This is a genomic window from Rhodococcus sp. ARC_M5 (assembly GCF_022810405.1).
In the GTDB taxonomy this organism is placed as follows: Bacteria; Actinomycetota; Actinomycetes; order Mycobacteriales; family Mycobacteriaceae; genus Rhodococcoides; species Rhodococcoides navarretei.
The window spans coordinates 103,866-129,005 of record NZ_JALGQE010000006.1; the positions used below are offsets into that span (position 1 = coordinate 103,866).

A 25,140-nucleotide genomic window follows, 5' to 3' on the forward strand; every position below is an offset into this window, starting at 1 on the left:
AGCTTGGACATCGATGACCGCAACACTTGCAGACCCTGTATCAGAGGTAGTAGCAGCAGCTCAGCGACTCCTCACCAGACGCACCGGAGCTCCGGTGACGTTGATCGACCCCGTGAATCTGGGGGGTAGCGGCCAAGCCGTCGTGTTGCGAGTCCGAGTATCCGAGAACCCGTTTCAGCTGCCCCGCACCTTGGTGATCAAGCAGGTTCGTGAGCTACCCGCCGAATCCGAACTGCACGCCGAACTCGCCGACATCTCAGGCTCCAGCGCCTTCCTGCGTGAGGCAGCGTCGTACCAATTCGCCAACGCTCTGGCCACCGACAGCAGGCCCGGACCCGAGTTGCACGCCTACGATCTCGACGCGCGGCTGCTCGTGCTCAGTGATCTCGGCGACGCCAGTCCGATCACCACTCTGCTGCGCAACTCGGACGAGGCCGCGGTCACCAATTCGTTGATGGCCATGGCGCAGGCGCTGGGCCGTATGCACGCCGCCACCGTCGGCCGCGAGGACGACTTCGCCGCTCTGTTGCGCCGGGTGGGTCAGCCCGACTCCACCGACGGGATCTCCGCCCAGATACCCGACGCGCTGGCCGAGGTCCCTGGCCTGCTCACCGATCACCTGGGCGTCGGAACGACCCCGGATGCCATTCTCGATCGCGTGTCCCGCAGTGGACGGTTGTTCGCGCACGGAGCGTTCCGTGCGTTCAGCCCGTCCGATCTGTGCCCCGACAACATCATCGTCAACGACGAGGGCGTGCGATTCCTCGACTACGAATGGGGCGGTTTCCGCGACGCCACCCTCGACATCACCTACGCGTTGGCGTCGTTCCCCGGTTGCCTCTGCAGCTTCGAGCTCTCGCACGACCGCGAACAGGCGATGATCGATGCGTGGCGTTCGGAAGTGGTGGGCATCTGGCCCGCGTTGGGGGACGACACCACGCTGGCGAGCAAGATTCTCGATGCGCGTCTGATCTGGGTATGGCTGAGCACCTACTGGTTCCTGCCCGACGACCACACCCGTATCGCGGCGGCGCGGGCGCACCACCTGTCGGTTCCGCGGTCGCAGGCCCTGATCTCCCGGTGGTCGGTGCTGGCCGACAGTGCTGCGCGCGGGGGCGAGACCGGAATCGCCGAGTACGCGGCGTCGGTCGTGACTGCTCTGCGCAGCAAGTGGGAACACTGAGACCGACATCGTTCGCGTTTCCGGCGGTTCGATCGGTAGCGTGAAATCGGTGAGCGGCGGCATCGGTAGTGACATCTCGGGCGGGGACATCTCGGGGAGCGACGAGTTCGGCGACGACGGACTCTTCGACACGCCTGCCGAGCCGGACACGACGATCGCCGAATCCCGTCCGACGTCGACCTACGTCAGACCCGACGCGCCGCTGGCGGTGAGAATGCGTCCCACGACCCTCGACGAGGTGGTCGGACAATCTCATCTGCTGGCTCCCGGTGCGCCGCTGCGCCGGCTCGTCGAGGGCTCCGGCGCATCCTCGGTGATGCTCTACGGTCCACCGGGGACCGGCAAGACGACGCTGGCGTCGCTGATCTCGGGCGCGACCGGACGCAAGTTCGAAGCGCTGTCGGCCCTCTCCGCCGGAGTCAAAGAGGTGCGCAACGTCATCGAACTGGCGCGTCGTCGACTGCTCTCGGGCGAGCAGACGGTGTTGTTCATCGACGAGGTACACCGGTTCTCCAAGACGCAGCAGGACGCACTTCTCGCCGCCGTCGAGAATCGGATCGTGCTGTTGGTGGCTGCGACCACCGAGAACCCGTCCTTCTCGGTGGTGTCACCACTGCTGTCTCGATCGTTGGTTCTGCAGTTGCAGCCGCTGGGGTCCGAGGACATCGAGTTGTTGCTCACGCGAGCCGCCAACGATCCGCGCGGCCTGGACGGTGCGGTGACCATCGCCGAGGACGCGATGGACCATCTGGTGCGCCTCGCGGCCGGCGATGCCCGCCGAGCGCTGACGGCTCTCGAGGCAGCAGCGGGTGCCGCGACCGACGGGATGCTGGACCTCGCGACGGTCGAGGCCAGCGTCGACAAGGCCGCCGTGCGATACGACCGCGACGGGGATCAGCACTACGACGTCATCAGTGCGTTCATCAAATCGATCCGAGGGTCCGATGTCGACGCCGCCCTGCACTATCTGGCGCGGATGATCACGGCAGGCGAGGACGCGCGCTTCATCGCTCGGCGTCTCGTGGTGCATGCCAGCGAAGACATCGGGATGGCCGATCCCACGGCGCTGCAGATCGCGACGGCCGCTGCCAGCGCGGTGCAGATGATCGGGATGCCCGAGGCGAGGCTGGCCCTGGCGCAGGCCACGATTCATCTGGCGACTGCGCCCAAGTCCGGTGCCGTGATCGGCGCTCTCGGTGCGGCGATGGCCGACGTAGCGGCAGGCAAGTCGGGATCGGTGCCGCCGCATCTGCGCGACGGCCACTACAAGGGAGCTCAGGGACTGGGAAACGCCGTCGGGTATCGGTATCCGCACAGCAGTCCCGGCGGCGTGCTGGGGCAGCAGTATCCGCCGGACGAACTGGTGGGCGTGAACTACTACGAGCCCACCGAACACGGTGCCGAGCGCGAAATCGCGACCAGGGTGGGCAAACTGCGGCGCATCATCCGAGGCCGATAGGCCCTCGAGTCGGCACAGGGTCTTGGACGCTAACCTGTATCCGTGCAGACCCATGAGATCCGCAGGCGTTTCCTCGACCATTTCGTGAAGGCGGGGCACACCGAAGTACCCAGTGCGTCGTTGATCCTCGACGACCCGAACTTGCTGTTCGTCAATGCGGGCATGGTTCCCTTCGTTCCGTTCTTCCTCGGCCAGCAGACGCCGCCGTACAAGACTGCGACCAGTGTGCAGAAGTGCGTGCGCACCCTCGACATCGAGAACGTCGGCATCACCACCCGCCACAACACGTTCTTCCAGATGGCAGGCAACTTCTCGTTCGGCGACTACTTCAAGCGGGACGCGATTCGGCACGCCTGGTCGTTGTTGACCGACAGCGTCGAGGACGGTGGGTACGGGTTCGACCCCGAGCGCATCTGGGCCACCGCGTATCTCGACGACGACGAGGCGATCGAGCTGTGGAAAGAGATCGCCGGTCTGCCCGACGAGCGCATCCAACGGCGCGGAATGGCCGACAACTACTGGTCCATGGGCATTCCCGGACCCTGCGGCCCGTGCTCGGAGATCTATTACGACCGCGGACCCGAGTTCGGCGCGGAGGGCGGTCCCGAGGCCGACGAGGATCGGTACATCGAGATCTGGAACCTCGTGTTCATGCAGAACGAGCGCGGCAAGGGGATCAGCAAGGACGACTTCGAGATCCTCGGTCCGCTGCCGAAGCAGAACATCGACACCGGCATGGGCGTCGAGCGCGTCGCGTTTCTGCTGCAGGGCGTGGACAACGTCTACGAGACCGATCTCGTGCGGCCGGTCATCGCCAAGGCCGAGGAGCTCTCGGGTCGCACCTACGGCAGCAACCACGACGACGACGTTCGCTTCCGCGTGATCGCCGACCATGCACGCACCGCAGCCTTGCTGATCTCCGACGGAGTCAATCCCGGCAACGACGGTCGCGGGTACGTCCTGCGCCGGCTGCTGCGCCGCATCGTGCGATCGGCCCGGCTGCTCGGGGCACCCGACGAGACGATGGCGCAGTTCGTCACCGTCGTGCGCGACACGATGGCCGAGTCGTACCCGAACCTGGTCACCGACTTCGACCGTATCCTCACCGTTGCGGTGGGGGAGGAGACGGCGTTTCTCAAGACCCTCACCTCGGGTTCACGACTGTTCGAGGGTGCGGCCGACGCAGTCAAGGCCGCGGGTGCGAAGAAGATCGGTGGCGCAGAAGCATTCGCGCTGCACGACACCTACGGGTTCCCGATCGATCTGACGCTGGAGATGGCCGCCGAGGCGGGCCTGTCGGTCGACGAGGACGGATTCCGGTCGCTGATGGCCGAGCAGCGCAACCGGGCCAAGGACGACGCCCGCGCCCGCAAGCACGCACACGCGGACCTCACGGTCTACAGGGATTTCGTCGACGGTGCGCCGACCGAGTTCACCGGATTCGACGAACTCGGTTCGGACGCAACGGTGTTGGCCTTGATCTCCAACGGCGTCCGCGTTCCGACCGCGGTTGCGGGAGACTCGGTGGAGATCATTCTCGACCGCAGCCCGCTCTACGCCGAGTCCGGTGGCCAGATCGCCGACATCGGCACGATCACCGCACCCGGCCTCGGCGTCAAGGTCAATGACGTGCAGAAGATCGCCAAGAAGCTCTGGACGCACAAGTCCGTGGTCGAGTCGGGTCAGATCACCGAGGGCGACACCGTCCACGTCGACGTCGACCACGCCTGGCGCAAGGGCGCGACCCAGGGCCACTCCGGCACCCACATGGTGCATGCGGCACTACGACAGGTCCTCGGGCCGAACGCGACGCAGGCGGGTTCGTTGAACAAGCCCGGCTACCTCCGGTTCGACTTCTCGTGGCAGGGCGCGCTCTCGGAGGCGCAGCGCGACGACATCGAGAACGTCGCCAACGATGCGGTGGGCTCGGACTTCGCGGTCAACACCCTCGTCACCGACCTCGACAGTGCCAAGAAGATGGGCGCGATGGCTCTGTTCGGTGAGAACTACGGCGACGAAGTGCGCGTGGTCGAGATCGGCGGACCGTTCTCGATGGAACTGTGCGGTGGTACGCACGTGCAGCACTCGTCGCAGATCGGCCCGGTCACCATCCTCGGTGAATCGTCGGTCGGCTCGGGAGTGCGCCGCGTCGAAGCATTCGTCGGCCTCGATTCCTACCGCTACCTGGCCAAGGAACGCGCGCTGCTGGCCGGCATCGCGTCCACGCTGAAAGTGCCTTCCGAGGAGGTCCCGGCTCGCATCGAGACCCTGGTCGAGCGCCTGCGCGTCGCAGAGAAGGAACTCGACTCGGTCAAGGCGGCTGCTGTGCTGGCCTCCGCCGGTGAGTTCGCCGGCAAGGCCGAGCGATTCGGTGACGTGCGCGCGGTGATCTCGCAGGCACCGGACGGGGTCGGCGGCAACGACCTGCGCACGCTGGTCACCGATATCCGGGGACGGCTCGGCACCGATCCGGCCGTGGTGGTCCTGTTCGGCACGGTCGGCGGGAAGGTTCCGTTCGTCGTGTCGACCAACAAGGCTGCCCAGGATGCGGGCGTCGCCGCCGGTGACCTGGTGGCGGCATTCGGTCCGAGCATCGGTGGCCGGGGTGGCGGTAAGCCCGAACTGGCTCAGGGGTCGGGGTCGGACGTCGCCGGAATCGCCGCCGGTATCGACGCTGCCCGGGCTCGACTGACCGAACTCACGACCCACTGACGCTCGTGACAACTCAGGGGCGCGGCCCCGATCGGCCCGGAGTCGACGATCCTGGTCGCGGCCGTCGTATCGGCATCGACGTCGGCAGCGTCCGGATCGGTATCGCCTCCAGCGATCCCGACGGTGTACTCGCCACACCGGTCGAAACCGTGCCGCGATCGAAGATCAAGGGGCCCGACGCCCCGGACGTGGTGCGGGTGGCGGAGATCGTGGCCGAGTACGAGGCCGTCGAGGTCGTGATCGGGCTACCCAGAACACTGCGCGGTGAGCGCGGAAGCGCCGTGGACGCGGCCGAGAAATTCGGGCGCTCCCTTCATCGGCGGATGAGTGACGTACCGATTCGGATGGCCGACGAACGACTGACTACCGTGACCGCAACGCGTGCTTTACGGGACAGTGGTGTGCGAGCCAAGAACCAACGATCGGTGATAGATCAGGCTGCGGCGGTGGCGATACTGCAGGGCTGGCTCGACGAGCGCCGTGCGGTATCGGATCGTGCAGCGAACAATCCAGGATCGACGGAGGTCGACGAGTGAACTACCAGGGTTCCGATCGGGACCGGCGAGATGCGCGCTCGGACGAGGCGCACACCGACCCGATCGGCTTTTCCGTGGACGAGGGCAGCGACTTCCAACGCCGCCTGCACGACCATCCGCAGCGTCAGGAGCCGCACCCCCGGCCCTCTCGCAGCGCAGATCGCGAGCCCGGTCACGAGGCCGGCGGCGGGGCGGTGCCACAGCAAGTCGGCCGCAGCCGCGCCGCGGGCCGCAAGGACCGAGCCGCGTCCAGCCGCAAGCGTCGCGGCCGGCTGGTGGCTCTGGTGCTCGGGCTCGTACTGATCGTGGCAGTGGCGGGCGGAGGGTATTTCGCCGTGAACAAATTCGGCAATCGCACGACCCCGAACGCGGACTTCGCCGCAGGCTCACCGGGGGACGGCGTGGTGATTCAGGTTCATCCCAACGACACCGCGCAGCAGATCGGTACCGAGGCAGCCGACAAGGGGGTCGTGGCCAGCTCGGGTGCGTTCCTCGAAGCGGCCCTCCTGAACAACGCCATCACCTCGGTTCAACCCGGCTTCTATCTGCTCGCCAGCAACGTGCCTGCCTCGCAGGCCGTGAGTGAACTCGTCGACCCCGCGTCCCGAGTGGGCAACATGGTGATCTCGGAGGGCCGACAGCTCCACGACGCGCGAGACGTGAACACCGATGCCGTCAAGAAGGGCATCTACACCCTGATCTCCGAGGCCAGCTGTGTGGACCGAACCGGCAGTGGAACCCCCACCTGCGTGAGCTACGACGATCTCAACGCGGCAGGAGCCGTGGACGATCCGGCTGCCTTGGGCGTCCCGGACTGGGCCAGCGATCGCGTCGAAGGTGTTCCGGACCGCGACCGGCAGCTCGAAGGTCTGATCGCTGCGGGAACCTGGGATTTCGATCCCAGCGCGTCTCCGACCGACATTCTGAAGCAGTTGGTGTCCGAGAGTGCGACCCGCTACGAGGACACCGGAATCCTGACCGCGGGCACCAACTCCGGGCTGACCCCGTACGACACCCTCGTCGCCGCATCGCTCGTCGAGCGTGAGTCCCTGCCCCAGGACTTCAGCAAGGTGGCCCGGGTGATTCTCAATCGCCTCGCGGTGCCGCAGCGGCTCGAGTTCGACTCGACCGTCAACTACTCGCTCGACACGACCGAGGTGGCCACCACCGACGCCGACCGGGCCCGCGTCACCCCGTGGAACACCTATGCCAGCGAGGGGCTGCCGGCAACCCCGATCTCCTCGCCGAGCATCGGTGCGGTGCAGGCGGTCGAGATGCCGGCCGACGGTGACTGGTTGTACTTCGTGACCATCAACCAGGCGGGCGAAACCCTGTTCACCCGCAGCTACGAGGAACACCTGGCGAACATCACCAGGGTCGAGGGTGGCTTCCTCGACAGCGGTCGCTGACGTGCGTGCCGCTGTACTGGGTAGCCCTGTCGAACACTCGAAGTCACCGGTGCTGCACTGCGCTGCGTACCGCGCGCTCGGACTCGACGACTGGACCTACGAGCGTATCGACTGCACCGGTGAGCAGTTGCCCGACCTGCTCGACGGCTTCGGTCCCGAATGGGTCGGCGTGTCGGTGACCATGCCGGGCAAGGTCGCAGCTCTGGCGTACGCGACCGAACGCACCGCGCGGGCAGTTCTGGCGGGCTCGGCGAACACCCTGGTGCGCACCGCGTCGGGCTGGCGCGCAGATTGCACAGACGTCGACGGCGTCGTGGGTGCACTGCGCGACGCCGGAGTCGAGGACCTGTCCGGTAGCACGGTGACGGTGGTAGGCGCAGGGGGAACGTCGAGGCCGGCGATCGTCGCGCTGGCCGGGCTCGGGGCGGCTGCGGTCACCGTGATCGCGCGGTCGGCCGACCGCGCCCGGGACACACTGGACTGCGCCGTCGCCGCGGGGATGCGCGCGGAGTTCGCGAACATGACCGACCCTCGTCTCGCGGCTGTCGCGGCGAAGTCGGCTGTCTTGGTCAGCACCGTTCCCGCGGCCGGAGCCGCGGACATCGCGTCGGATCTCGCCCATGCGCCGTTGGTGCTCGACGCCATCTACGATCCCTGGCCGACACCCCTGGCCACTGCCGTGGAGGCGGCCGGTGGAACCGTCATCGGCGGATTGTCGATGCTGCTCAATCAGGCGTACGGGCAGGTCGAGCAGTTCACCGGCAGACCGGCACCGCGAGCGATCATGCGGGACGCGCTCACCGCGATGCTCTAGTTCGGCCCGGCGGCAGCCCGCAGGCGGCGAGTTGTCCACAGGTGGCGAGTTGTCCACAGGGCAATGTTCCACCTGGGCGTGCGTCACCACCGGTCGCTGCCGCGATGCAACCCTTCGATCATGGTGAGTCTGGGTGTTGCGGTCGTGGTCGGTGCTGTTGTGGGGATGGCGATGCGCCGCTGTCTGGTCCGGTGGAGTCCTCGGCTCCTGCCGTTGCTGTCCGCGATCGGGACCGGATGGGTCTGGTGGCGGTTCGGCGGTTCCGAGTACGCGGTTCCGTTGTGCGCGACGACGTGGTGGTTCGCCGCGCTCAGCGCCGTCGACCTGCAGCGACGCCGGTTGCCGAACGCCTTGACCGTCCCCGGTGCGATCGTGGTGACTATCGCGCTCGTGCTCGTCGGCTCGGCGGGGGCACTGCTCGGCGGCGCTCTGCTGTTCGCGATCTACCTCGTCGTTCATCTTCTCTCGCCCGCGGCGTTCGGTGCGGGGGACGTCAAACTCGCCTGGTCGGTGGGATCGATCGCCTGCGTGGGTGGCGGGGACGGATGGGTGCTCGCCGCACTGTCGGCACCGGTGGCAACTGCCGTGGTGGGGTCGATCGCCGCGGCGTTCGGGCACCGGCGAGCCCGCATCCCGCACGGCCCGTCCATGTGCGCGGCCACCCTGCTGGCATCCGCGGCTTCGTTGGCGTGAAAAGATGTTCGAGTGCTGCGCTGGATAACTGCCGGAGAATCCCACGGACCCGCTCTCGTCGCCATCCTCGAAGGAATGGTCGCGGGAGTAGAGGTGACCTCGGACGACATTGCCTCTCAACTCGCTCGCCGTCGCCTCGGTTACGGCCGTGGTGCCCGCATGAAGTTCGAGGCCGACAAAGTGACCCTCACCGGCGGTGTCCGACACGGCCGCACCATAGGCGGACCGGTCGCGATCGAGGTCGGCAACACCGAGTGGCCCAAGTGGGAGCAGGTGATGTCGGCCGACCCCGTCGACGACGCAGTGCTCGCGGATCTCGCGCGCAATTCTCCCTTGACCCGGCCACGGCCCGGCCACGCCGACTTCTCCGGGATGCTCAAGTACGGCTTCGACGACGCTCGTCCGGTGCTCGAACGCGCCAGCGCGCGGGAGACCGCCGCCCGGGTGGCCATCGGCACTGTCGCCCGGCTGTTCCTGAAGCAGGCGTTCGGAGTCGACGTCGTGTCCCACGTGATCTCCATCGGGGCATCCGACCCCTATGTCGGACCGCCGCCCGCAGGTGGCGACCTCGACGCGATCGACGCCTCTCCGGTTCGCGCCTTCGACAAGGCCGCCGAAGAATCGATGATCGCCGAGATCGAGGCAGCGAAGAAGGACGGTGACACCCTCGGCGGCGTCGTCGAGGTCGTCGTGCACGGCCTGCCCGTCGGGCTCGGATCGTTCGTCTCCGGGGAACGCAAGCTCGACGCCAGGTTGGCTGCGGCTCTGATGGGCATCCAGGCGATCAAGGGGGTCGAGATCGGGGACGGCTTCGAGACCGCGCGTCGACGCGGAAGCGTCGCCCACGACGAGATCAAGCCGGGACCCGATGGGGTGCTGCGTTCGACCAACCGTGCAGGCGGAATCGAGGGCGGTATGACCAACGGCGAAGCACTGCGGGTGCGGGCGGCGATGAAGCCCATATCCACCGTGCCGCGCGCGCTGGCAACGGTCGACATGACGACCGGCGACGAGGCAGTGGCCATTCATCAGCGCTCGGACGTCTGTGCTGTTCCGGCCGCCGGTGTCGTGGCCGAGACCATGGTCGCCCTGGTGGTCGCGCAGGCAGCGTTGGAGAAGTTCGGTGGGGACTCGCTGGCGGAGACGACGAGCAACGTCGACCACTACGTGAAGGGCACCGCCGCCCGACCTCCACGATGACCCCGTACGCGGTCCTCGTCGGACCGCCGGGAGCAGGGAAGTCGACTATCGGTCGACGGCTGGCACAGGCTCTCGACCTGGACCTGTTCGACACCGATGTGGCCATCGAGCGAGACACCGGTCGTACGATCGCCGATATCTTCTCGCACGACGGCGAACCGGCCTTTCGGCAGATCGAGGAGCGGATAGTCGCCGGCGCTCTGGCCTCGCACGACGGGATCGTCTCCCTCGGTGGTGGTGCCGTGTTGTCGCCCGCGACTCGCGCCCTGCTGTCCGGGCACACCGTGGTGTACCTGGAAATCAGTGTGGCCGAAGGGCTTCGGCGTACCGGTGCGAACACCGTTCGGCCGTTGCTCGCCGGTCCTGACCCGCGTGCGAAGTACCAGGAACTGATGCGTCATCGGCGACCTCTCTATCGTTCGGTTGCCACGGTGCGAGTGCGCACCGACAGTCGCAGCCCGGCTCGGGTCGTGGGCCAGTTGGTGGCGAAGCTGACGGCGATCGCCCCTGTTCCCAAGCGCGATGCGAACGAGAAAAACCCCAATAGATGAAGGTGATTCGATGACAGAGCCAGTGCGCGTCCAGGTCGAGACTGCCAACCCGTACCCGGTGATCATCGGCCGAGGTCTGTTGACGGACCTGGTCGACGAGCTCGCCGGAACGGCCACCGTGGCGATCTTCCACCAGCCTCCGCTGGCCGAGACCGCGGAGGCAGTGCGGGCCGCGTTGGCGGACAAGGGCATCGATGCCCACCGCATCGAGATCCCGGATGCCGAGGACGGCAAGGACCTGGCAGTGGCGGGGTTCTGCTGGGAAGTCCTCGGCCGAATCGGTCTCACCCGAAGCGACGCCATCGTGAGTCTGGGCGGCGGAGCGGCAACGGATTTGGCCGGATTCGTCGCAGCGACCTGGATGCGCGGAGTCCGCATCGTCCACGTTCCGACGACGCTGCTGGCCATGGTCGACGCGGCCGTGGGCGGCAAGACCGGCATCAACACCGACGCGGGCAAGAACCTCGTCGGTTCCTTCCACGAACCGGCCGCCGTGTTGATCGATCTGGCGACGCTCGAGACCGTGCCGAAGAACGAGATCGTCTCGGGCCTGGCCGAGGTGATCAAGACCGGGTTCATCGCCGATCCGAAGATTCTGGACATCATCGAGGCCGATCCTGCCGCGGCGCTGGATCCCACCGGCGACGTTCTGCCGGAGTTGATCAGGCGCTCGGTCGAGGTCAAGGCGAAGGTGGTGGCCGCCGATCTACGCGAGTCGAACCTGCGCGAAATCCTCAACTACGGGCACACACTGGCGCACGCCATCGAGCGGCGGGAGCAGTACCGCTGGCGTCACGGTGCCGCGGTGTCGGTCGGTCTGGTGTTCGCGGCCGAGCTGGGACGCTTGGCCGGACGGCTGGACGACGCGACTGCCGACCGCCACCGGTCGATTCTCGAATCGGTCGGCCTGCCTGTCACCTACGACGAGGACGCGTTCTCGGATCTGCTCAAGGGCATGCAGACGGACAAGAAGAACCGGGCCGGGTTGCTGCGGTTCGTCGTTCTGGACGGTCTGGCCAAACCCGGACGGCTGGAGGGCCCGGACCCGGCACTGCTCGTTGCAGCATTCTCCGCGGTCGGCCGCGAGGCCCCGACCTCGGGTGGGTCGGCCATTATGTTGTGATCTCGTGAGAATCGACTCGGGTCCGAACGAAGAACGGGCGGTGATCGACGCGCACAGCGTCGATCACCGCCCGTAGGTCGAGGTGGGGGAGTCAGGAACCGTCGGCGGTGCCGTGGCGGTTGCCGCGCTTGTCCAGCCGCGGCTTGCCGTCGGCGTCCACTGCCGAGAACACCTCGGTGTCTGCTTCGCCGTGCTCCGGGGCCCACTGCTGTTCCGACCTCGTGGGTTCTGCTTGCCGCCCGCGGTCGTCTCGACCGGATTCGGTGCGTTCGGCGTTCCCGGCATTGACCAGCTCGCGGTCGTGCGCGCGTTCGGCGTCCGATGTGGCCAACTTCTTCTTGGCCTCGCGGTTGACGATCTGCCGTCCCACGAACACCGCGAGGCTGGCGGCGATGAAGATGGTGAGAATCGTGAACGCGGCTCCGGAGGTGAGCTCGAAGACCAGGCCGTTCTGACCCAGGCTGAAGTCGACGAAGAAGTCGACGACCCAGCTCAGGAGACCGCCGAGGAGTCCACCGACCACCGCGGCCTTGAGCCAGACCATGGTCAGGTCCTCGCCGTCGTCGGGGTCGGGATGCCTGCGTCGGTCGCGGATTCCGTCGATGCCGGCCCACACGATGATGACGAGCAGCACGAGGGCGTATGCCACCCAGCGCAGTGCCGATCCACTCAACGGCCACATCGACACTGCTGCCCCCAGCAGCAGTCGAACGACGACGTTGAACAATCCCATACTTATGCCACGCACTGCCCACCCAGTCATGCGGCACAGCATATCCGCACGTCGAAGTTCGTGTGTCGGGGCCCACAAAATCGACACCCGGTCGAGTGAGAAGAGGCCTGTGGAGCGACCGGTAATGTCGACTGCATGCCTGCCGATTTCGGTGCCCGTCGTGGTGCCCTGCGAGAACTGATGGCCACCGACGGACTCGATTCGATGTTGATCACCGATCTTCTCAACGTCCGATATCTGACGGGTTTCACCGGTTCCAACGCTGCGTTGCTGCTCTCGACGGCCGATTCGGTCGGTGCCGAGGATCGGACGGTCATCTGCACCGACGGTCGGTACGTCACGCAGGTGGCCGAGCAGGTGCCGGATCTGCGCGCCGAGATCGACCGGGCGTCGGCGATCCACCTGCTTCGTTCGGGTGCCGCGGGCAGCAATGGTCGAGTGGGATTCGAGAGTCACGTGGTGACCGTGGACGCTCATCGAGCGTGGTCCGAGCTGGGCGGCGCTGTGGAGTTGGTGCGCGCACCGGGCGTGGTGGAGTCGTTGCGCATGGTCAAGGACGAGTTCGAGGTGGGGTTGCTCAGGGACGCCTGCCGCGCCGCCGACGACGCCCTGGCCCACTTGATCGGTGGGGGCGGCATCCGTGCCGGCCGGACCGAGCGTGAGGTCGCCCGCGAGCTGGAGTCGTCGATGCTCGATCACGGTGCCGATGCCATTTCGTTCGAGACCATTGTCGCTGCCGGGGCCAATTCGGCGGTCCCGCATCACCGGCCCACCGATGCGGTGCTGGCCGACGGCGACTTCGTCAAGCTCGACTTCGGTGCACTCGTCGGCGGGTATCACTCGGACATGACTCGGACCTTCGTCATCGGGACTCCCGCGCAGTGGCAGCGCGATCTGTACGAGCTGGTGCAAAGGTCGCAGACGGCCGGTCGAGAGGCTCTGGCACCCGGTGTGACCACTGCCTCGGTCGACGCCGCGTCGCGCTCGGTGATCGAGGATGCAGGGTACGGGGAGTACTTCCTCCACGGGCTCGGCCATGGGGTGGGCCTGGAAATCCACGAAGCGCCGGGAATCGCGAAGACGAGCACCGGTACACTGCTGAGCGGTGCAGCGGTCACCGTCGAGCCGGGTGTCTACTTCTCCGGTCGCGGCGGCGTTCGGATCGAGGACACACTCGTCGTTCGCGACGGGGGTCCGGAACTGCTCACCCTGACAAGCAAGGAACTCACGTCCGTCTAGCGCGCGGGCGGGAGCGAATCCCGCACGTGACCGACGGCGCGTCACGCGCACAAACGATTGAGGAGACGCGAAGCAAGTGGCTTCCACCAGCGATTTCAAGAACGGACTGGTTCTCAACCTGGAGAACCAGCTGTGGTCGATCATCGAATTCCAGCACGTCAAGCCCGGCAAGGGACCGGCATTCGTGCGGACCAAGCTCAAGAACGTGCTCTCGGGCAAGGTCGTCGACAAGACGTTCAACGCCGGTGTGAAGGTCGAGACCGCTACGGTCGACCGCCGCGACATGACGTACCTCTACCACGACGGTAGCGATTACGTGTTCATGGACGCCGACACCTACGACCAGCTCCCGATCGGTGAGGCCACTGTCGGTGACGGCGCACGCTTCCTGCTCGAGAATCTCCGGGTTCAGGTCGCCATGCACGAGGGCGTCCCGCTGTACGTCGAGCTTCCCGTCACGGTCGAGCTCGAGGTCAAGCACACCGATCCCGGCCTGCAGGGCGATCGCTCCACCGGCGGCACCAAGCCGGCGACCCTCGAGACCGGAGCCGAGATCTCGGTGCCGCTGTTCATCAACACCGGCGACAAGCTCAAGGTCGATTCGCGTGACGGAAACTACCTCGGGCGTGTGAACTCCTAACGTGTCATCGAAGAAGCCGACATCCTCCGCCTCGCAGAACGGTGCCACCGGCGCGAAGAAGCTCGGTGCGCGACACAAGGCGCGCAAGCGCGCAGTGGACTTTCTGTTCGAGGCGGAGGCGCGCAACGTCGACCCGGTCAACCTGACCACCGAACGCATCGAACTCGCGCGCGGCGACGACACGATCGCTCCCGTCAGTGACTACACCAGGACGCTGATCGAGGGTGTGGCCGAGAATCTCGATCGCCTCGACGGAGTGATCGCCGATCACCTCAAGGACTGGACGCTGACCCGACTGCCTGCGGTCGACAGAGCCATCCTTCGCGTCGCGGTGTGGGAGCTGTTCCACGCCACCGACGTGCCACCCGTCGTCGCCGTCGACGAAGCCGTCGAGCTGGCAAAGCAGCTGTCCACCGACGATTCGCCCGGATTCGTCAACGGAGTGCTCGGTCAGATCGTTCTGGTCGCGCCTCAGGTACGCGCGGCGGCAGCGGCGGTTTCCAGCCGTACCCAGGCCGAAGCCACCGACGAGACGCCGGTCGACGTCGAACAGTGACCGAACGCTCTGCGGGCCTGCTGATCATGGTTCGCAGAGCGTTGCTAGGCTCTACGCAGTTGTTGTCAGACATCCTTTAACGATCCGTCCAGAGAGGCGGAGAAGGAGGTCGTAGTTTGCCTGCGCCCGAAAGCTCGCCCGCGAACCCTGCCGTTCGAGAATTGCTGTCCTCGGCCGATGTGGGACGCACCATCTCCCGCATGGCCCATCAGATCATCGAGAAGACGGCCCTCGATGCTGCAGACTCGCCGCGCGTGGTCCTGCTCGGCATTCCCACCCGAGGGACCACGTTGGCGGAGCGACTCGTCGAACGTATCGAGGCATTCTCGGGCGTGCGTCCCCCGCTCGGTTCCCTCGACATCACCCTCTACCGCGACGATTTGCGGAACAAGCCGCACCGTCCGCTCGAACGCACGTCGGTTCCAGCAGGCGGTGTCGACGACGCACTGGTCGTATTGGTGGACGATGTGCTGTTCTCGGGGCGAACCGTACGGTCCGCGCTCGACGCCCTACGCGACCTCGGACGGCCCCGCGCCGTGCAACTCGCTGTTCTGATCGACCGCGGCCACCGCGAGCTGCCGCTTCGCGCGGACTACGTCGGTAAGAACGTCCCCACTGCGCGCACCGAGGACGTGTCGGTGCTGCTCTCCGAACACGACGGCCGCGACGGGGTCACCTTGTCCGAGGGAGGGTCCGCTCGATGAAGCACCTGCTCTCGGTCGCCGACCTGACGGCCGAATCGGCCACCGAGCTTCTGGACGAAGCGGAACGATTCGAGCAGGCGCTACTCGGCCGCGAAGTCAAGAAACTCCCGACACTGCGCGGACGCACCATCATGACGGTGTTCTTCGAGAACTCGACGCGTACCCGCGTCTCGTTCGAGGTGGCGGGTAAGTGGATGAGCGCCGACGTCATCAACGTCAGTGCCAGTAGCTCGTCGGTGTCGAAGGGGGAATCGCTCCGCGACACCGCGATGACGCTGCGCGCTGCCGGAGCCGATGCGCTCATCGTCCGACACCCGGCATCCGGTGCCGCACACCAAATCGCTCAGTGGACCGCCGACCAAGGCGCTGGTGGGGGTCCCGCGGTGATCAACGCGGGCGACGGCACGCACGAACACCCAACCCAGGCGTTGCTCGACGCCCTGACGGTTCGTCAACGACTCGGCGACATCACCGGCCGTCGGATCGCGATCGTCGGCGACATCCTGCACAGCCGGGTGGCGCGCTCGAATGCGATCCTGCTGGCCACTCTCGGAGCCGAGGTGGTGCTGATCGCGCCACCGACCCTGCTGCCCGTCGGAGTGGCCGGCTGGCCGGTGCGGGTCTCGCACGATATCGACGCCGAACTGCCCGGTCTGGATGCGGTGCTGATGCTTCGCGTACAGGCCGAGCGCATGAACGGCGGGTTCTTCCCCTCCGCTCGTGAGTACTCGATCACGTACGGACTCTCGCAGCGCCGGCTCGACCTGCTGCCCGAGCACGCCGTCGTACTGCACCCGGGTCCGATGCTGCGCGGGATGGAGATCGCCTCCTCGGTGGCCGATTCTCCGAAAACTGCAGTCCTGCAACAGGTTACGAATGGAGTTCACGTGCGGATGGCGGTGCTGTTCCGATTGCTGGTCGGTTCGGACGGGGGTGCGTCGTGAACGCACCCGCAACCTCCGTCCTACTCCGCGGGGTTTTGCTGTACGGGGAGGGCCCTGAAACCGACGTGCTGATCACCGGCGAGGAGATCGTCGGAATCGGCTCGGACCTCGACGCCGACGGTGCCGAGATCGTCGATGCGCGCGGCCAGATCCTGCTGCCCGGATTCGTCGACATGCACACGCACCTGCGCGAGCCCGGCCGCGAGGACACCGAAACGATCGAATCCGGTTCGGCAGCAGCCGCTTTGGGTGGTTACACAGCGGTGTTCGCGATGGCGAACACCGATCCGGTTGCCGACTCGGTAGTGGTCACCGATCATGTCTGGCGTCGGGGACAGGAAGTCGGTCTCGTCGACGTCCACCCGGTCGGTGCGATCACCGTCGGCTTGAAGGGCAAGCAGCTCGCCGAGATGGCCACGATGGCAGCGGGAATCGGCCGGGTGAAGATGTTCTCCGACGACGGCCACTGCGTGGACGATCCACTGATCATGCGTCGTGCGTTGGAGTACGCGAGTTCGCTCGGTGTGCTCATCGCTCAGCACGCCGAGGAGCCCAGGCTCACTGTCGGTGCCGTCGCGCACGAGGGTCCCACTGCGGCGCGGCTCGGACTGACCGGTTGGCCGCGCGCGGCAGAAGAATCGATCGTCGCGCGGGACGCCCTGCTGGCCCGGGACGCGGGTGCGCGGGTGCACATCTGCCACGCGTCCACCGCCGGAACCGTCGAGTTGATGAAGTGGGCACGCGGACAGGGTATTTCGATCACCGCCGAGGTCACCCCACATCACCTGCTGCTCGACGATTCGCGGCTCGAAACGTACGACGCGATCAACAAGGTGAACCCGCCGCTGCGCGAGAAGACCGATGTCGACGCGCTGCGCAAGGGGTTGGCCGACGGTGTGATCGATTGTGTGGCAACCGATCACGCTCCGCACGCCGAACAGGACAAGTGCTGTGAGTTCTCGATCGCACGTCCCGGGATGCTCGGGCTCGAAACCGCACTGTCGATCGTCGTCGACACGATGGTGACCCCGGGATTGCTCGATTGGCGTGGTGTGGCGCGGGTGATGAGCGAGCGGCCGGCCCAGATCGTCGGATTGGCCGATCAGGGGCGTCCCATCGAGGTCGGTGAGATCGCCAATCTCACGCTGGTGGACCCGAATGCGAGCTGGACGGTCTCGGGCAAGAAGCTGGCCAGCGTCGCGCACAACACGCCGTTCGAGGACATGACCTTCTCCTCGAAGGTCACCACGACGGTGTTGCGCGGACGAATCACCGTCCGCGGTGGAGTCGTGGCGAACAGAGCGGGAGAGTAGCGCCGTGGACAGAGTTCTCATCGTCATCGGATTCATCCTGTTCTGGGCGCTGATGATCGCGCTGATCTTCTGGGGTTGGCGAGGGCGGCAGAAGCGCCAGGAAGACCGAATCGGCGAATTCCCGACTGTGCCCCAGGACCTGGGTGCCACCCACATCGAGCCGAGCACCGGCCTGTACGTCGGCAGCACCATCGCGCCGAGCTGGCAGGACCGCATCGCCGTCGGCGACATCGGCCACCGCGCCACGGGTGAGCTGTCGCGACACGAGAAGGGCATCCTGCTCGATCGAGACGGTGAATCTCCCATCTGGATCCCGGCGGAGTCGATTCGCGCGATCCGCACCGAACGCGGGTTGGCGGGCAAGGTCATGACCAAGGACGGGCTCCTGGTCATTCGCTGGGAGCTCCCGACGGGGACCGAGATAGACACCGGCTTCCGGGCCGACGACAAGCAGATCTACCCGGTGTGGACAGCGAGTTCCGCCGGAGAAACCAAGGAGGAAACCGCGTGAGCAGCGCAGTTCTTGTTCTGGAGGACGGCCGGACATTCCGCGGCACCACATTCGGCGCACAGGGGCGCACCCTCGGCGAGGCCGTGTTCTGCACCGGAATGACGGGGTACCAGGAGACACTGACCGACCCGAGCTACCACCGACAGATCGTCGTCGCGACTGCGCCGCAGATCGGTAACACCGGTTGGAACCAAGAGGACGGTGAAGCCGCCAGCGCCCAGGATCCCAACAAGATCTGGGTCGCCGGATACGTGGTCCGAGATCCGGCGCGCCGCACCTCGAGCTGGCGCTCGACCGGAACTCTGCAGGATCAGCTCGAGGCCCAGAATGTCGTGGGCATCGCCGGAATCGACACGCGTGCCCTGGTACGGCACCTGCGCACACGGGGCTCGATGCGAGCGGGAGTGTTCTCGGGCGACGCACTCGGCACCTCGGACGAGATGCTGGAGCAGGTGGTCGGTCAGCCCTCGATGCTCGGTGCCGATCTCGCCGGTGAAGTGACCACCGGAGCCGGCTACACCATCGAGCCGACCGGCGATGCTCGATTCACGGTCGTCGCAGTCGATCTCGGCATCAAGACCAACACTCCGCGGATGTTCGCCGAGCGCGGTATCCGCGTGCACGTGGTGCCGTCGAACACCAGCATCGAGCAGGTTCTGGAACTGAACCCGGACGGTGTGTTCCTGTCCAACGGACCTGGTGACCCGGCCACGGCCGACACCAGTGTCGCTCTGACCAGGCAGGTACTCGAACGCGAGCTGCCGTTGTTCGGTATCTGCTTCGGCAACCAGATCTTCGGGCGAGCGCTCGGACGTGGCACCTACAAGATGAAGTTCGGCCACCGCGGCATGAACATCCCGGTCATCGAGCACACCACCGGCCGAATCGCGATCACCGCGCAGAACCACGGATTCGCACTCGAAGGCGAAGCGGGCGAGGAGTTCGACACCGACTTCGGCCGGGCTCGGATCAGCCACACCTGCGCCAACGACGGCACCGTCGAGGGCGTCGAGCTGATCGGCGGGAGTGCCTTCTCCGTGCAGTACCACCCCGAGGCCGCGGCCGGTCCACACGACGCCGCCTACCTCTTCGACCGTTTCACCAGCGTCCTTCAGGAGAAGAAGTAATGCCACGCCGCACCGACCTGAACCACGTCCTGGTCATCGGATCCGGCCCGATCGTCATCGGTCAGGCCTGTGAGTTCGACTACTCCGGCACCCAGGCCTGCCGAGTGCTGCGCGAGGAAGGGCTTCGCGTCAGCCTCGTGAACTCCAACCCCGCGACGATCATGACCGACCCCGAGTTCGCCGACGCCACCTACGTCGAGCCGATCACGGCGGAGTTCATCGAGAAGATCTTCGCCCGCGAAGCCGAGCAGGGTCACCCCATCCAGGCCGTGCTCGCCACCCTGGGTGGACAGACGGCACTCAATGCCGCTGTCGCACTGCATGATCAGGGAATTCTCACCAAGTACGGCGTCGAGCTGATCGGTGCCGACTTCGACGCCATTCAGCGCGGCGAGGATCGGCAGAAGTTCAAGGACATCGTCGCCAAGGTCGGTGGCGAGTCCGCCAAGTCGGCCGTCTGCTACACGATGGACGAGGTCCGCGAGACCGTCGCCGAGCTCGGCTTCCCGGTCGTCGTCCGGCCGTCGTTCACCATGGGCGGTCTCGGTTCGGGACTGGCCTACAACGACGAGGATCTGACCCGGATCGCCGGCGGCGGCCTGGCAGCTTCCCCGACGGCGAACGTCCTCATCGAGGAGTCCATCCTCGGCTGGAAGGAATACGAGCTCGAGCTCATGCGCGACGGCCGCGACAACGTGGTCATCGTGTGTTCCATCGAGAACGTGGACCCGGTGGGCGTGCACACCGGCGACTCGGTGACCGTCGCCCCCGCCATGACGCTGACCGACCGCGAGTACCAGAAGATGCGCGACCTCTCCATCGACATCCTGCGCGAGGTGGGCGTCGACACCGGCGGCTGCAACATCCAGTTCGCGATGGACCCGACCGACGGCCGCCTCGTCGTCATCGAGATGAACCCCCGCGTGTCGCGCTCGTCGGCGCTGGCGTCGAAGGCGACCGGTTACCCGATCGCGAAGATGGCCGCCAAGCTGGCCATCGGCTACACCCTCGACGAGATCGTCAACGACATCACCCGCGAGACCCCGGCGTGCTTCGAGCCGACCCTGGACTACGTGGTCGTCAAGGCACCGCGGTTCGCGTTCGAGAAGTTCCCCGGTGCCGACGGCACGCTGACCACGACGATGAAATCCGTCGGTGAGGCGATGTCGATCGGCCGCAACTTCACCGAGGCATTCGGCAAGGTGATGCGCTCGCTCGAAACCAAGCGCGCGGGGTACTGGACCGGCCCCGAGGTCGAGGCAGAAAGTCTGGAAGCGTTGCTGAAGGACCTGTCCGTACCGCAGGACGGTCGGATGTACGGGATCGAGAAGGCATTCGCTCTCGGTGCCACCCTCGAGCAGCTGTTCGAGGCGACCAAGATCGACCCGTGGTTCCTCGACCAGTTCCAGCAGATCCATGAACTCGGCGTCCAGGTTCGCGAGGCCGCCGAATTCGACGAGGCGCTGCTGCGTCAGGCGAAGTACCACGGTCTGTCCGACCGCCAGATCGCGGCTCTGCGTCCCGAACTCGACGGTGAGGACGGCGTGCGTGCGCTACGCGACGAACTCGGTGTGCATCCGGTCTACAAGACGGTCGACACCTGCGCTGCCGAGTTCGAGGCCAAGACGCCGTACCACTACGGCACCTACGAGCTCGACCCGAACGCCGAATCCGAGGTCGCCCCGCAGCCGGACCGCCCCAAAGTGCTGATCCTCGGCTCGGGTCCCAACCGCATCGGCCAGGGCATCGAATTCGACTACAGCTGCGTGCACGCGGCGCAGACGCTGTCCGAGGCCGGGTACGAGACGGTGATGGTGAACTGCAACCCCGAAACCGTCTCCACCGACTACGACACCGCCGACCGCCTGTACTTCGAGCCACTGACCTTCGAGGACGTGCTGGAGGTGTATCGGGCGGAGGCCGCGTCGGGCACGGTGCGAGGTGTCATCGTCCAGCTCGGCGGCCAGACTCCACTCGGCTTGGCCAAACGACTGAAGGCCGCAGGCGTTCCCATCGTCGGAACATCGCCCGAGGCCATCGATCTCGCCGAGGACCGCGGCGAGTTCGGCAAGGTGCTCGACGCAGCCGGACTGCCCGCTGCGAAATACGGCACCGCGACGACGTTCGACGGAGCCCGTGAGATCGCCGCAGGGATCGGTTACCCGGTGCTGGTGCGTCCGTCCTACGTGCTCGGCGGACGCGGCATGGAGATCGTGTACGACGAGGCCTCGCTCGCGACGTACATCTCCAACGCGACGGAGATCTCGGACGACCGTCCGGTACTGGTCGACCGGTTCCTCGAAGATGCTGTCGAGATCGACGTCGACGCGTTGTGCGACGGCACCGAGGTCTACATCGGCGGCATCATGGAACACATCGAGGAGGCCGGTATCCACTCCGGTGACTCTGCGTGCGCATTGCCGCCGATCACGCTCGGCAAGACCGACATCGAGAACGTTCGTCGGTCCACCGAGGCTCTCGCGAAGGGCATCGGCGTGCGTGGCCTGCTCAACGTGCAGTACGCACTCAAGGACGACATCCTGTACGTCCTCGAGGCGAATCCTCGTGCGAGCCGCACCGTTCCGTTCGTCTCCAAGGCGACCGCAGTGCAGCTGGCGAAGGCATGCGCACGAGTGATGTTGGGGGAGAGCATCGCCGAGCTGCGAACCGCAGGCATCCTGCCCGAGACCGGGGACGGTGGCACCGTCCCGGCCGGAGCCCCGATCGCCGTCAAGGAAGCGGTGTTGCCGTTCAATCGATTCCGTCGCGCGGACGGCACCGGAGTGGACACTCTGCTCAGCCCGGAGATGAAGTCCACCGGTGAGGTGATGGGTATCGACTTCGATTTCGGGACCGCGTTCGCCAAGAGTCAGACCGCCGCGTACGGCTCGTTGCCTACGGGCGGTGCAGTGTTCGTATCGGTGGCCAACAAGGACAAGCGGTCACTGATCTTCCCGGTGAAGCGACTCGCTGATCTCGGCTTCAAGATTCTGGCCACCGAAGGCACCGCGGATGTGTTGCGGCGCAACGGAATCAAGTGCGAGCAGGTGTACAAGCAGTCCGGCGAGGACGTGCCGGAGGGGGAGCGGACCATCGTCGACCGGATACTCGCCGGCGACATCGCCATGGTGATCAACACCCCGTACGGCAACTCCGGCCCGCGCGTCGACGGGTACGAGATCCGTAGCGCGGCGGTGGCACAGAACATTCCGTGCATCACCACCGTGCAGGGCGCGTCGGCAGCGGTGCAGGGCATCGAAGCCGGTATCGCGGGAGGGATCGGTGTTCGCTCGTTGCAGGATCTGCATGCCGGGCTGAAGGAAGGCCTGGTTCTGCCGTGAGTCATCGCAGTTGGTCGGATCGGTTGCGTTCTGCGGTGAGTGCGCGCGGTCGGCTCTGTGTCGGTATCGATCCGCATCCGGCCCTGCTGGAGGCCTGGGACCTGCCACGCTCGGCAGACGGTCTCGAAGTGTTCGCCGAGCTGTGCGTCGAGGCATTCGTCGGTGAGGTGGCGATCGTCAAGCCGCAGGTGGCGTTCTTCGAGGCGTACGGATCGGCCGGGTACGCGGTGCTCGAACGCACTGTCGGTGTGCTTCGGGATGCGGGAACCCTGGTGATCGCCGATGCGAAGCGCGGCGACATCGGCACCACGATGGATGCGTACGCGCAGGCCTGGCTGGAACCCGATTCTCCGTTGTCGTCGGATGCTGTCACGGTGTCGCCGTACCTGGGCTTCGATTCGCTGGGGGAGACCGTCGATCGAGCGGTGCGACACCGGCGAGGTCTGTTCGTGCTGGCTCGAACCTCGAATGCGGAGGGCTCTGCCCTGCAACAGGCGGCGACGTCGACCGGCGGGTCGGTGGCTCAGTCGATCGTCGACGCGGCGGCGACGCGTAATCGCGTCGATGCCGACACAGTGGGCTTGGTGGTCGGTGCCACTCGTGATCATGGTCTCGATCTGTCGAACTACACCGGTCCGATCCTCGCGCCGGGTCTGGGAGCGCAGGGAGCGACGGTTGCCGATCTCGCGGAGATCTTCCGCGATTCGCGTGAGCTGTTGCTGCCCAACTCCTCTCGGGGTGTCCTGGCTGTCGGCCCATCGGTGACGGCATTGCGCGACGCGGCCACGCGGTTGCGCGACGAGATCGAAGCCGGTCTCGCATAGACGATGCTGTGGCGCTCCGGCACTCGGGGGCGAGTTAGCGGTGAACGCGAGTCGTCGGTACGGTCGCTAGCGCTGCCGACGAACGGTGCTGGTCGCCCTCGCAGAGTGCCGACGACCGAGGCAGTGAAACACCGATGGTCGACGTACCGGCAGTGATCGTGTGTGTCGTACCGCCCAGAACGAGAAGACGGAGGAACCGACAGTGGCCCTTCCCCAGTTGACCCCCGAGCAGCGCGCGGCTGCCCTCGAGAAGGCAGCTATCGCACGGAAAGCGCGCGCCGAGCTCAAGGAGCGTCTCAAGCGCGGCGGCACCGATCTCCAGCAGGTGCTCAAGGATGCCGAGACGGACGAGATTCTCGGAAAGATGAAGGTGTCCGCCTTGCTCGAGGCCCTGCCGAAGGTGGGCAAGGTCAAGGCCGCGGAATTGATGACCGAATTGGAGATCGCACCCACCCGTCGACTGCGCGGTCTCGGGGATCGGCAGCGCAAGGCGCTGTTGACGAAGTTCGATTTCGAAGCCTGACGACAGTGAGTGACACGGCGGCGGCATCGGCCCCGGAACAGAAGCGCGGCCGGTTGGTGGTGCTGTCCGGCCCCTCCGGCGTCGGCAAGTCCAGTGTCGTTCGGCTCGTGCGCTCGGCATTGCCGGAGCTGGTCTTCAGCGTGTCGGTCACGACGCGGTCACCCCGGCCGGGCGAGGTGGACGGTCAGGATTACCACTTCGTGTCGGCCGACGAGTTCGATCGAATGATCGCCGACGACGAGCTGCTCGAGTGGGCGAGTATTCACGGTGGTCTGCAGCGGTCCGGTACTCCGGCCGCACCCGTGGAGGCCGCCTTGGAGGCGGGGAGCCCGGTGCTGCTCGAGCTCGATCTGGCCGGTGCTCGGGCCGTGCGGGTGTCCAAGCCCGAGGCCCTGTTGGTTTTTATGGCGCCACCGACGTGGGACGACCTGGTCTCTCGATTGGTCGGGCGCGCGACCGAGGAGAGCGCTGCCACCGAGCGGAGGTTGGAGACCGCACGGGTGGAATTGGCCGCCCAGAACGAGTTCGACACGGTGGTTGTCAATACCGATGTCGACCATTCGTGCGAACAGTTGGTATCCTTGTTGGTCGGTAGGTCGTCGGTCGGCAACAGCTGACCAGTTTCACGGCGCACGAGGCCCCGACCAGCTAGTTCGTAGCACCAACGATGCAATTTCAGGAGATCATCAGTGAGCAGCATTTCAGCGGCCGTTTCCGACTTCGACGGACGCAGCGCTCTGCCGGCCTACGACACGCCGCTCGGCATCACCAATCCACCCATCGACGAGCTGCTCGCCCGCACGTCGTCCAAGTACGCTCTCGTGATCTACGCAGCCAAGCGTGCGCGCCAGATCAACGACTACTACAACCAGCTCGGTGACGGCATCCTCGAATACGTGGGTCCTCTGGTCGAGCCGGGTCTGCAGGAGAAGCCGTTGTCCATCGCTCTGCGTGAGATCCATGCCGACCTCCTCGAGCACACCGAAGGCGAATAAGAACCTCACA

At 66.2% G+C, this 25,140-nt stretch carries 24 protein-coding genes; 23 read left to right on the top strand and 1 reads right to left on the bottom strand.

Annotation, left to right across the window (positions count from 1 at the left end; genetic code table 11):
* The first annotated feature begins 13 nt into the window (after nucleotides 1–13).
* From MTX34_RS11680 to aroB, 10 genes are all read left to right on the top strand, one after another.
* Complete coding sequence (locus MTX34_RS11680) at nucleotides 14–1,183, top strand: kinase (RefSeq protein ID WP_243593144.1); 1,170 nt, start codon at nucleotides 14–16, stop codon at nucleotides 1,181–1,183.
* Between the two features lie 49 nt (nucleotides 1,184–1,232).
* A complete protein-coding gene (locus tag MTX34_RS11685; protein WP_243593143.1) occupies nucleotides 1,233–2,642 on the top strand; it encodes a replication-associated recombination protein A in 1,410 nt (469 codons plus the stop codon).
* Between the two features lie 42 nt (nucleotides 2,643–2,684).
* Nucleotides 2,685–5,354: an alanine--tRNA ligase gene (alaS, locus tag MTX34_RS11690; protein WP_243609551.1), complete on the top strand. Its 2,670-nt coding sequence runs from the start codon at nucleotides 2,685–2,687 to the stop codon at nucleotides 5,352–5,354.
* A 5-nt stretch (nucleotides 5,355–5,359) separates the two neighbouring features.
* Nucleotides 5,360–5,890 (top strand): Holliday junction resolvase RuvX, encoded by a 531-nt coding sequence (ruvX, locus tag MTX34_RS11695; RefSeq protein WP_374639415.1) that lies wholly within the window; start codon nucleotides 5,360–5,362, stop codon nucleotides 5,888–5,890.
* Nucleotides 5,887–7,299: an endolytic transglycosylase MltG gene (gene mltG, locus MTX34_RS11700; protein WP_243609552.1), complete on the top strand. Its 1,413-nt coding sequence runs from the start codon at nucleotides 5,887–5,889 to the stop codon at nucleotides 7,297–7,299. Before ruvX ends, mltG begins: the two co-directional genes overlap by 4 nt.
* Before the next feature lies 1 nt (nucleotide 7,300).
* The gene (locus MTX34_RS11705; RefSeq protein ID WP_243609553.1) at nucleotides 7,301–8,113 is read left to right on the top strand and encodes a shikimate dehydrogenase; all 813 of its coding nucleotides are present in this window, start codon (nucleotides 7,301–7,303) and stop codon (nucleotides 8,111–8,113) included.
* Between the two features lie 120 nt (nucleotides 8,114–8,233).
* Nucleotides 8,234–8,806: an A24 family peptidase gene (locus MTX34_RS11710; RefSeq protein ID WP_243609554.1), complete on the top strand. Its 573-nt coding sequence runs from the start codon at nucleotides 8,234–8,236 to the stop codon at nucleotides 8,804–8,806.
* 12 nt (nucleotides 8,807–8,818) lie between these two features.
* On the top strand, nucleotides 8,819–10,006 hold the full coding sequence (aroC, locus tag MTX34_RS11715) for a chorismate synthase (protein ID WP_243609555.1): 1,188 nt from the start codon (nucleotides 8,819–8,821) through the stop codon (nucleotides 10,004–10,006).
* Nucleotides 10,003–10,557 (top strand): shikimate kinase, encoded by a 555-nt coding sequence (locus MTX34_RS11720; RefSeq protein ID WP_243609556.1) that lies wholly within the window; start codon nucleotides 10,003–10,005, stop codon nucleotides 10,555–10,557. The genes aroC and MTX34_RS11720 overlap by 4 nt, the downstream gene beginning before the upstream one ends.
* A gap of 10 nt (nucleotides 10,558–10,567) precedes the next feature.
* Nucleotides 10,568–11,680 (top strand): 3-dehydroquinate synthase, encoded by a 1,113-nt coding sequence (gene aroB / locus MTX34_RS11725; protein WP_243593136.1) that lies wholly within the window; start codon nucleotides 10,568–10,570, stop codon nucleotides 11,678–11,680.
* 91 nt (nucleotides 11,681–11,771) lie between these two features.
* Here aroB and MTX34_RS11730 read toward each other — a convergent pair whose 3' ends face one another.
* Nucleotides 11,772–12,443: a B-4DMT family transporter gene (locus MTX34_RS11730; protein WP_243609557.1), complete on the bottom strand. Its 672-nt coding sequence runs from the start codon at nucleotides 12,441–12,443 to the stop codon at nucleotides 11,772–11,774.
* A 105-nt stretch (nucleotides 12,444–12,548) separates the two neighbouring features.
* Here MTX34_RS11730 and MTX34_RS11735 point away from each other — a divergent pair, with 105 nt between their 5' ends.
* The 13 genes from MTX34_RS11735 (at nucleotide 12,549) to rpoZ (ending at nucleotide 25,130) form a co-directional block, all read left to right on the top strand.
* A complete protein-coding gene (locus tag MTX34_RS11735) occupies nucleotides 12,549–13,652 on the top strand; it encodes a Xaa-Pro peptidase family protein (protein ID WP_243609558.1) in 1,104 nt (367 codons plus the stop codon).
* A gap of 76 nt (nucleotides 13,653–13,728) precedes the next feature.
* Nucleotides 13,729–14,292, top strand: a complete 564-nt coding sequence (gene efp / locus MTX34_RS11740) for an elongation factor P (protein ID WP_008716608.1) — start codon at nucleotides 13,729–13,731, stop codon at nucleotides 14,290–14,292.
* A gap of 1 nt (nucleotide 14,293) precedes the next feature.
* Nucleotides 14,294–14,848, top strand: coding sequence for a transcription antitermination factor NusB (gene nusB, locus MTX34_RS11745; RefSeq protein ID WP_243609559.1), 555 nt, complete (start codon nucleotides 14,294–14,296; stop codon nucleotides 14,846–14,848).
* A 116-nt stretch (nucleotides 14,849–14,964) separates the two neighbouring features.
* Nucleotides 14,965–15,552 carry a bifunctional pyr operon transcriptional regulator/uracil phosphoribosyltransferase PyrR gene (pyrR, locus tag MTX34_RS11750; RefSeq protein ID WP_279393150.1) on the top strand — a complete coding sequence of 196 codons (588 nt, stop codon included), beginning with the start codon at nucleotides 14,965–14,967 and terminating at the stop codon, nucleotides 15,550–15,552.
* Nucleotides 15,549–16,496 (top strand): aspartate carbamoyltransferase catalytic subunit, encoded by a 948-nt coding sequence (locus tag MTX34_RS11755; RefSeq protein WP_243609560.1) that lies wholly within the window; start codon nucleotides 15,549–15,551, stop codon nucleotides 16,494–16,496. Before pyrR ends, MTX34_RS11755 begins: the two co-directional genes overlap by 4 nt.
* Complete coding sequence (locus tag MTX34_RS11760) at nucleotides 16,493–17,809, top strand: dihydroorotase (protein WP_243609561.1); 1,317 nt, start codon at nucleotides 16,493–16,495, stop codon at nucleotides 17,807–17,809. The genes MTX34_RS11755 and MTX34_RS11760 overlap by 4 nt, the downstream gene beginning before the upstream one ends.
* 4 nt (nucleotides 17,810–17,813) lie before the next feature.
* Nucleotides 17,814–18,320 carry a transporter gene (locus tag MTX34_RS11765; protein ID WP_243609562.1) on the top strand — a complete coding sequence of 169 codons (507 nt, stop codon included), beginning with the start codon at nucleotides 17,814–17,816 and terminating at the stop codon, nucleotides 18,318–18,320.
* Complete coding sequence (carA, locus tag MTX34_RS11770) at nucleotides 18,317–19,447, top strand: glutamine-hydrolyzing carbamoyl-phosphate synthase small subunit (RefSeq protein WP_243609563.1); 1,131 nt, start codon at nucleotides 18,317–18,319, stop codon at nucleotides 19,445–19,447. The genes MTX34_RS11765 and carA overlap by 4 nt, the downstream gene beginning before the upstream one ends.
* Complete coding sequence (carB, locus tag MTX34_RS11775) at nucleotides 19,447–22,788, top strand: carbamoyl-phosphate synthase large subunit (RefSeq protein WP_243609564.1); 3,342 nt, start codon at nucleotides 19,447–19,449, stop codon at nucleotides 22,786–22,788. Before carA ends, carB begins: the two co-directional genes overlap by 1 nt.
* Nucleotides 22,785–23,612 carry an orotidine-5'-phosphate decarboxylase gene (pyrF, locus tag MTX34_RS11780; protein ID WP_243609565.1) on the top strand — a complete coding sequence of 276 codons (828 nt, stop codon included), beginning with the start codon at nucleotides 22,785–22,787 and terminating at the stop codon, nucleotides 23,610–23,612. The genes carB and pyrF overlap by 4 nt, the downstream gene beginning before the upstream one ends.
* A gap of 202 nt (nucleotides 23,613–23,814) precedes the next feature.
* On the top strand, nucleotides 23,815–24,135 hold the full coding sequence (mihF, locus tag MTX34_RS11785; RefSeq protein WP_243593126.1) for an integration host factor, actinobacterial type: 321 nt from the start codon (nucleotides 23,815–23,817) through the stop codon (nucleotides 24,133–24,135).
* Nucleotides 24,136–24,140: 5 nt separating this feature from the next.
* Nucleotides 24,141–24,752, top strand: coding sequence for a guanylate kinase (gene gmk, locus MTX34_RS11790; RefSeq protein WP_243609566.1), 612 nt, complete (start codon nucleotides 24,141–24,143; stop codon nucleotides 24,750–24,752).
* Nucleotides 24,753–24,824: 72 nt separating this feature from the next.
* Nucleotides 24,825–25,130 (top strand): DNA-directed RNA polymerase subunit omega, encoded by a 306-nt coding sequence (rpoZ, locus tag MTX34_RS11795; protein WP_032377808.1) that lies wholly within the window; start codon nucleotides 24,825–24,827, stop codon nucleotides 25,128–25,130.
* Nucleotides 25,131–25,140: the final 10 nt, after the last annotated feature.